7 protein-coding genes and 1 pseudogene are annotated in these 8,513 nt (G+C 46.1%); 3 read left to right on the top strand and 5 right to left on the bottom strand.

What is annotated here, in order from left to right; all coding sequences use genetic code 11:
• A partial coding sequence (locus tag B3K91_RS12370; protein ID WP_292595316.1) for a hypothetical protein occupies positions 1-180 on the top strand: 180 nt, incomplete at its 5' end.
• Positions 181-551: 371 nt separating this feature from the next.
• Here B3K91_RS12370 and B3K91_RS13720 read toward each other — a convergent pair.
• From B3K91_RS13720 to B3K91_RS12350, 5 genes are all read right to left on the bottom strand, one after another.
• Positions 552-686, bottom strand: a complete 135-nt coding sequence (locus B3K91_RS13720) for a hypothetical protein (RefSeq protein WP_414674589.1) — start codon at positions 684-686, stop codon at positions 552-554.
• 177 nt (positions 687-863) lie between these two features.
• Positions 864-2,594 (bottom strand): acyl-CoA dehydratase activase, encoded by a 1,731-nt coding sequence (locus tag B3K91_RS12365; protein ID WP_292593100.1) that lies wholly within the window; start codon positions 2,592-2,594, stop codon positions 864-866.
• Positions 2,591-3,850: a 2-hydroxyacyl-CoA dehydratase subunit D gene (locus B3K91_RS12360; RefSeq protein WP_292593102.1), complete on the bottom strand. Its 1,260-nt coding sequence runs from the start codon at positions 3,848-3,850 to the stop codon at positions 2,591-2,593. Before B3K91_RS12360 ends, B3K91_RS12365 begins: the two co-directional genes overlap by 4 nt.
• Positions 3,851-4,003: 153 nt before the next feature.
• Entirely contained in the window at positions 4,004-5,536 is a 1,533-nt protein-coding gene (locus B3K91_RS12355) for a B12-binding domain-containing radical SAM protein (RefSeq protein WP_214079762.1), read from the bottom strand.
• Between the two features lie 821 nt (positions 5,537-6,357).
• Positions 6,358-7,521, bottom strand: coding sequence for an amidohydrolase (locus tag B3K91_RS12350; RefSeq protein WP_214059791.1), 1,164 nt, complete (start codon positions 7,519-7,521; stop codon positions 6,358-6,360).
• Positions 7,522-7,634: 113 nt separating this feature from the next.
• On the opposite strand from B3K91_RS12350, the gene B3K91_RS12345 reads away from it, so the two are divergent.
• Positions 7,635-8,054 carry a C-GCAxxG-C-C family (seleno)protein gene (locus tag B3K91_RS12345; protein WP_214059790.1) on the top strand — a complete coding sequence of 140 codons (420 nt, stop codon included), beginning with the start codon at positions 7,635-7,637 and terminating at the stop codon, positions 8,052-8,054.
• A gap of 26 nt (positions 8,055-8,080) precedes the next feature.
• Positions 8,081-8,416 (top strand): annotated as a pseudogene (locus B3K91_RS12340) (transposase); the annotation flags it as partial.
• Positions 8,417-8,513: the final 97 nt, after the last annotated feature.

Genomic DNA, 8,513 nt, shown 5'->3' with positions numbered 1-8,513 from the left:
TTTCGGAGAACGGAGAACCGTTTACATATAACCGTTCCTGCAACTTGCATCATGGAACTTGCAACTCTCGGTCTTGGAGAACGGAGAACCCATAACGGACAACCATTTTCTTATTCAACTCGCAACTTGTCACTGGCAACTGTTTCAAAGATCGAGATTCTGACCAGCATGTCAGAATAACGGGATGAGGTTAGGGAAGGGTTTCGACTTTGCGTCACCAGGAAAGAGAAATGAAGATCGGATCTGAAGGATCGGAGCGCACGACTCTGCTTATGCAGACCAGTCGGGCTTTGCCCGACGGCATTGCACACAAATATACTAGTCAGTGCAATTCGTTTTGTTTCAATAGTGGCTGACTTCAATATTCTGGCCGTCCCGTGGGCGAAGCGAACTTCTCGAAAGGATTTCTCTCGTCTCCTCTCGATCTTATCGGTGAACGCGTCCTTGCTTTCGGACGGTCAACGACTCTTCATTTTCAGTGTCTGCTTAAACGAGTGTGGACTGCGACTGGAATGAAAACTCGCGTGCCTCCGAATTTTTCCTGAAGTGACTTACCTAATTCTTACGGTCTCGTCTCTATCGACATTTCCCTTGGAATCATGAATCACTAACTTGCCTTCAGGACTGCTGCCAGCTAACTCCGAAGCAGCGGTAATTGTATCGACCTTTTCGTCAAACCGATTAATGATTCTCTCTTCACTTTCGTGATCGACTATCCAGGATCCTTAGTTGGTCTCACATGGTAGATGTCTTCAATAATCTCTTCACTAATACTCGGAATCTTGCGTAGTTCTTCATGGTGATCCATGAAATATACCTCCTACACATCACTGACAAATCATAGAACTGCGAAGTTCAAAAGCTCATCCAATGTCGCTCTCGGAACTCGACTCTCTTGCGAACAAAGCGGCGCCGTAAGCTCCCATTATATCGGGTATTTCGGGGATGAGGATCTCCGTTCCAAACAACTTATTCAAAGCCTCCACTACCCCGGGGTTTCTCGCAACCCCTCCGGTGAAGACAAGAGGTTCTGGAGATCCCAATCTTGAATACATCGCTCCCACTCTTCTTGCTATCGCCTTGAATAGACCGGCCGAAATATCCTCAATTCTTTCTCCCAATCCTATCAGCGAAACAACTTCAGACTCGGCAAATACAGTGCAAACCGAACTGATCGAAATGTCCTTCTTTGATTTTCGGGCAAGCGACGACATCTCTTCGGTGCCAAGCTCAAGAGCAGAAGCCATCACTTCAAGAAACCTTCCCGTTCCGGCGGCGCACTTATCATTCATTGCAAAGTCTTCTACACTTCCCCCGGAATTCAATCGGATAACTTTGCTGTCCTGACCGCCTATGTCGATGATTCCTCGGGCTTCGGGGTAGAGTTCGAAAACGCCTCTGGCGTGACATGAGATTTCTGTGATCTTATCACTTGCAGATGATACGAGCAGCCTTCCATAGCCCGTAGAAATGCACTTTCCAATTTGATTTCCATTCTTGCGGGAGAATTCGGTCATCTCCTGTATAAGAACTTCTGCTGTATTCGAGGCCCTAATTCCCGTTTTCAAAGTCTTCGAGAAGAGTATCCTGCCGTTCCCGTCAACCAGAACGCCATTGGTAGTCGTAGAACCTGAATCAACTCCTGCGTAAATCACCGTACTTCCCTCCTCAGCATGCGATACTGATCTGAAGTCACTCTTCTCCATCAAAGCCCCGATTCTTGTGGTCAGCTGTCCATCTGAATTTAGAGGAAAATCGAGTTCAACTCTGTAACTCTTTCCGTTGTCGCCGGCACGAACAAAGTCGAAGAAGTCGCAAAACTTAGGAACCACAAAGACAGTCGCATCTGCTCTGTCATCTGAAGCTGGAAATGGCTCGGAGAAGCGACCACAAGGAGATCTCCACCTCAGCAGACGTTCGGCAATCGCAACCAGTGGTTCGATGTTATCGGCGGTCTTGCTAGAAAACGGTCTTCTTCCCAGGCAGGTCTCATTTGATACTGTTATTGCGCCGGCCTTCTCCACTGCATTATCGAAGCTTTTCAGATCAGTCACTCCGCCGCTAAGTGCAATCCGTTTTCCCGGTCCATCGCTCTTGGCAATAGAAGGGCTCACTTCGGCTTTCCTGCCATCTAGCGCCGAAAGGTAAAGCCTTGATAACTCCGTCCCTTCAACCAGCATTTCATTTGCCTGCACATACTCCACAATATCGTTGAATCGGTTTATTCCAGTATGCAGGTCAACTGTAATACCGGAGTTCTGGAGGAAAGCTGTCAGACCGACAAGCTCGCGGCAAAGGAATTTCACCGCGTCAGCATCTCTCTTCCACGGAAGTCTGAGGATGAAAACCTTGGCTGACGAAAGCTCTGAGAGAAGATCTCCGACTCTGCGCATCGCATCACAAGAGTCGGCTATCAAGAGACAATCATCTGAATTCAGTTCCATCCCTTTTTTGTAGACGGTCTTTGCATAACCGCACAAATTGCATCCAAGTTCGTGACAAGAGGTCGGAGCAGAGGAGGTGATTCTGTGGAATTCACAGGCGCTTCCGAGCATCACTTCCATTGGTATGTAGCTGCATGAATAATAGATCATCTTCTCTTCTCCACAATTTCCAGGAATGCTTCTGTCCTAGTCCGCAGCTGCCCGGCTCCCTGAGATGAATGGTCAACACAGTCACCCGTCAACTCAAGAAAGGAAATTCTCTCCTCTTCGAATATACTCTTCAAGTAACTCACTCCTCCGGCCGACTGTCTGCATCCCCAGTGAGAAAAGTGGATCACTCCATCTACCCTAAAGCTGCGTGCAAGATCCAGGCAGAAGTTTCCACGATCGACCACGCTTCCACAAAGAGGATTATAGACAAGTTTCTCTGCGAGACTCTCAAGTGGTCGCTGTGGATCAACCGGATACATCCAGTCCCACATGAGCTCACTGGCAACCACGAGGTTCTTCGATCCCGGAACGAAGAGATTGAAAAGCTCATTATCGTAATAGGGAGGAATGTGAAGCCAGAGGATCTTCCTCGCGTTTTCGGAAATCGCTTCAAGCCTTTCGTGGATACCTCTGGAGGCCGCCGCAATTCTCCCATCCCCGGCCAGAGTATGAAGTACATACAACGAGTTCATGTGTTCATACAAGTGCTGAGGCAGATACGAGTCTTCCGTTCTGGCTTTCGACTCCTCGAGGTTTTCCATGAGTTCTCTTTCATAAGACAATCTCAACGACAACTCATCCATTTTGAAGGGGGCCCCTGTGATTTCTTCGATCGTGCCGACAACTTCTTTCAGTTGCGAGAGAACGTATCCTACAGCCTCACTCTTTCGACCTCTTGGCACATCTATCAAAATGAAAGGAACATCGTATTCCTTGGCTATTCTTTTGAAGGTTGGAAGATTTCCATCGCAGAGAATGCTTGTCGTCATCACCAACTTTGGCGGGGGGAGAAGCTTTCTCATAGATACTCCAACAGAAGCTCTATGAAACGTACAGAGGGAGTCGCTTATTCCCGCCTGTGAAGAATATGCTATCGCCGTGTCCTCAAGATGCATCGACGAAAGCGCTCCAGAAATGCCTTCGGCAGAGACGGGGTTAAGACCCGCAGAAAGAAGAAGCTCAGAAGGGGCCATGAGATTCACCCACACGGTACTGATACCCTTTATTGCAAAATAGACTTCCTCAAGCGCTAGATGATTGACCGTATTGACAAATCGAGGTCGACCCCTGTCTGGAAAATGCCTTCTTCTGAGGTTCTCAAATCCCATGCCTAACTGAAGCCATTTCTTGAACTTTTCGGTATCATCTATGTAATTTCTTAGAAAGCTTCCGAATTTCACACTCTTTCGCGACATCTACTATACTCTCGCTCCTGCCACAATGAATTGCTGTTATCAACCCATTGTCCCTTTGAGTCGGGATATTTGACTGAACTCAATTATAACCTCTTACGAACAAAGAGTCTGATAGTTCACCGGTCAGCTACTTCGCGCCCGCGATATGCTTGATCACTCTGAATCTCTTTCTGCATGACTGGGCGGTATTGACCCGCTCTCTCCAAACAGGGCAAAGGAAAGGGATTTCCGAAAGTGATAGCCGTATATCGCAAATTCCACCGACAGTGGGAAAAGCGACGGCTTAAAGAAGGCCGTCCACAGTAACAGTAGCCAGTAGTGTATTCTGCCTCTTTCACGGATTCCAAGTACCCATAGGGACTTCAGAAAAGCCTTAAGACTATCGGAAAGGGGTCTTACATGTCTAGGTGTATTAGGTTTATAGTTCTTAAGAAAGGTAATGACTCTCTGACGGTAAGGTTTAGGAGCGTAGATGCTCTTAAGTATCTCATAGTAACCGTCTTCAAGGTTCTTGAGTCCCATCTTAGGAACTATGTTAGTCAGAATGCTTGTGTTATTTCCAGAGAACTCCGATGCGATCCTGTTCTCTTCTTTCAACCTCATGAAGAGTCTTGTACCTGTAGGCGCAGTGAGGACACCAACCATTGCCGTCACTATACCGCTCTTCTGAATGAAATCGATCATGTTTCTGAATACCGAAGGCTTATCGTGATCGAAGCCCACAATGAATCCGCCCTGAACCTGCAGCCCAAACTGCTGCATCTTCTTTACAGATGAGAGTAAATCTCTGTTTCGATTCTGATACTTACCGCATTCAAGAAGGCTTTCCTCCTCGGTAGTCTCTATGCCGACGAAGACGGTTCCAAAATTTGCGTCGACCATGAGTTTCATGAGTTCATCGTCATCCGAAAGATCAATTGAGACTTCTGTATTCAGTACAAAAGGATAATTCCTCTCTTTCATCCATTCGGCTACTGCCGGAAGAATCTCTCTCTTCAGCTTCGTCTTGTTGCCGATGAAATTGTCGTCCACAATGAAGACTCCCCCGCGCCAACCAGCCTCATATAATGCTTCCATTTCGGCAGTGAGTTTTTCCGCGCTCTTCGTCCTGGGAATTCGTCCGTTTAGCAGAACAATGTCACAGAACTCACAATTATAAGGACAACCTCTGGAATATTGAATGTTCATTGAAGAGTACTTTCTCATGTCAAGAAGCGCCCAGTTTGGAATGGGGCTGGTTCCGATATCTGGAAAGCCGTCAGATCTGTAAATGTGCTTAGCCTGGCCTTTCTCTAAATCATGAAGAAACGGAGCCAGAGTCATTTCTGCCTCGCCAAGAACAAGATGATCGACTTCACTGAACTCCTCGGGTCTGGTTGTGAAAAGCGGCCCGCCCGCTACAGTTTTGACACCAAGCTCTCTGCACCTTTGAATGACCTTCTTTGCCGAGTCAAGCTGAATGTCCATCGAGCTAATCATTACGTAGTCGGATTCTGTGATATCTTCATCACGCAGAGTGTCCGTGTTCATATCGATGAGCTTCTTCTCCCATTCTTCGGGCAACATGGCAGCAACGGTCATGAGACCAAGTGGGGGATACGCCGCTTTCTTAGAAACAAACTTCAAAGCATGCTTGAAACTCCAGAATGTCTCCGGGTATTCAGGGTAAACCAACAGAACTCTCAAGATCTCACTTCCTTTTTTCTTAAGATACCCATGACTCTGTTTCCGTAATAGAACGTTCGCGCGAAACAGTTCAATCTGCGGGATAAGAGACTGCGAAAACTGCCGTGACATTACCTAGAGTTGATTTGACCTCATTGTTCAGCTGTCGGTCTAAGTCACTTTACCGTAGTTGTTATAACGAAAGAGTATTCTCATTGAAAACATGGACTCGATTACTTATCCCGCTGTAATATCAATTTTACCACGCAGGCTAGTCAAGAGAACTCGCCAGCATACTTGAAACGCTTTGTCTCAGCGAATTCATGACGAGAATCCTTGGGTCATGACGAGATGCCGCTTCTTTGACATCGTCCTGGTCGAATGGTTAAAATCCTCAGGAGCTGCTGCATGACGGCGAGAATTGCGCAATCAATAAGGACCAGTTTATCTCGGCATCTCTCTCTGTTCAACAAGAACGACTCATAGAACCCACCCCTTACTATTTCGTGAGAGTCACCCAACCTGGCTACAAGAGAGTTAAAGGTTTCGGTTTTCCAAGACCTCGCACAAAGCCGAATTGTCAAGAGAGGCTTGTCCAATTGCCTAGTTTTTGTTTCTTAAATGGTGCATCAGACCATTCCCACCTCGCGAAATTCTCGGCAAATGCTTCACTTACATTGAGTTTCTTGGATTCGCGCTCCCGGTTCAAACGAGAAGCCTATCCCCTGAAAAGGCCTCCACTCAAATTAAATCCACGAACTCTTCTCTCGCAACGAAGAGCGCGGGCAAAGCTTGATCCTAAATCGCATCAAATAATTCGATATATTTACAGAAAGCGTTTATCAAAGATCGCTATATACTTCTTCACCTTCAATGAATACTCTCTCTGCCTTCGCCGAAAGGTTGAATGGATGATCAGTCCAGATAGCAATATCTGCGTCTTTTCCAACTTCAAGTGATCCAACTCTCTCATCTATCTTCAAAATCTTCGCAGCATTTATCGTCACCATCTTGAATAGATCGTCCTCTTTGGAGCCGTAACGTAAAGCCACACCGAGTTGAACGTTCGTATTTTCAAGAGGAATGACTGGATGATCACACATGAAAGCTGCCAGGACGCCTTTTTCGTTGAGTATTCTTGGCGCATCGTAACTCATGTCCTTAAGCTCGAGTTTCGTTCGAAAACCGAAAATAGGTCCAAGAACAACCGGAACATTGTTATTCTTGAGAAAATCTACTATCTTGTAGCCTTCAGTTGCGTGCTCCACAACAAGATCAAAATCAAACTCCTTTGATAGCCTTACTGCAGTCAGAATATCATCCTGTCTGTGAGCGTGAATTCTTGCGGGGATTTCCTTCTTGAGCACTTTTTCTCCTACCTCAAGTTTCGGGTCTATATCCGTGAAGGGCTTTCCCTCTTTCTCAGCAGCCTTCTTCTTCTCAATGTAGGCCCTGACTTTTGTGAAGTAACCACGGATAACAGCTGCCGTTCCCAGTCTAGTGGAAGGCGTTTTCTTGAAACCTTCTCCGTAGACTCTCTTGGGGTTCTCTCCTGTCGCCATCTTCAAACCTGCTGGAGCGCGGACAACCATGTCGTCGACTATCAGGGTTTTCTTGAACTTGAAGATAGCGCCCTGACCCCCGACCGGGTTCGCACTACCGGGAACAACCATGACAGTAGTGACTCCTCCTGATAACGCGCGCTTTATTGCGGCATCCTGAGGATTAAACGCGTCAACGACTGAAACATCGGGAGTAAGAGGATCTGTCGCTTCGTTTCCATCTCCGTAATAGCCGCCTACACCCTCTTCATAGATTCCAATATGAGAGTGGGCATCAATGAAACCGGGGAAAATATACTTTCCCGAAGCATCAATTACCTCTGCATCAGGTTCCTCTATTCCCTGGCCTATCCGCTCAATCTTTCCGTTACCGATCAGGACATCGCCTTTGAATGGATCGGATGTGATAGGGTAAACTGTACCATTCTTTAGTAGTATTGACATGAAAGACCTCCTTAGTTCAGTAATATATTTAGATTCTATCAGAAGTGATACGTAATGCACACTTATCGATATGCCGTCTTGTTCTGGAGCCGACTGTCAGGAAGGAGTATATTATGCTTGAAGATGCTGTAGGAAGGGAGTATTCAAGAAACGATCTAGAGAGAAACTGTGCAGAGGCGATGGTTTACGGAGCAAACGAGGAATTCAATCTAAATCTTCCCAAAGAAGCGTTCGACACCATGGGTGCCTTCGGGGGAGGAATGAGAGTCGGAAGCGTTTGCGGTGCAGTAACGGGTTCCCTCGCGGTGATTGGCATTCTTTTCAACAGTGAAGAATTCGAGAAACAAGAGAAAATGAAACGTATCGCCGAAGAATTCCTTGAGGAATTCGAGAAGAGATACGGTCATCTTGATTGCAAAGTACTTAAAGAAAAGTACAGGGATGAAGTTATCGGATGTGAGCCGACCGTAAGAATGGCCGCGAAAGTGCTTGAAGAGATAATCGTCAAGTACGAAAGAGAAAAGACTAACTGATGACGATCAAATGAAAAGAAACGAGAGCATTGCTTGCACTAGAAGAGAAGTGGGGAGACAAATACCACTTGTCAATAAAAAGCTGGAAGGAAAACTGGGAATCTCTTTCAACCTTCTTTCAATATCCAGAGGAACTGAGAAGATTGGTTTATACAACTAATCCCATTGAATCAGTTAATAGACAACTGAGGAAGGTAACGAACAATAAGGGAGTCTTTCCTACGGATACTTCTCTCTTAAAGATGGCTTATCTAGCAATAATAAATATAACAAAGAAATGGACAGTAAGACCACTTGAATGGTCAAAGATCCTTACTCAACTTGTGATAAAGTATGAAAGATTAGCTAAGTACATAAGCTGATTCTTAAACCCATTACAAAAAAGGGGTTTACACAAAAAAAGAGACAGAACCCAGGAGAGAGTTCTCGTCTTCTCGTGAGCGCAGCGAACGTCTCGAC

It is taken from the genome of Mesotoga sp. UBA5847, from assembly GCF_002432735.1.
Classification (GTDB): domain Bacteria; phylum Thermotogota; class Thermotogae; order Petrotogales; family Kosmotogaceae; genus Mesotoga.
Note: the sequence above shows the minus strand (reverse complement) of the source record. Positions and strands in the feature narration are given on the sequence as shown.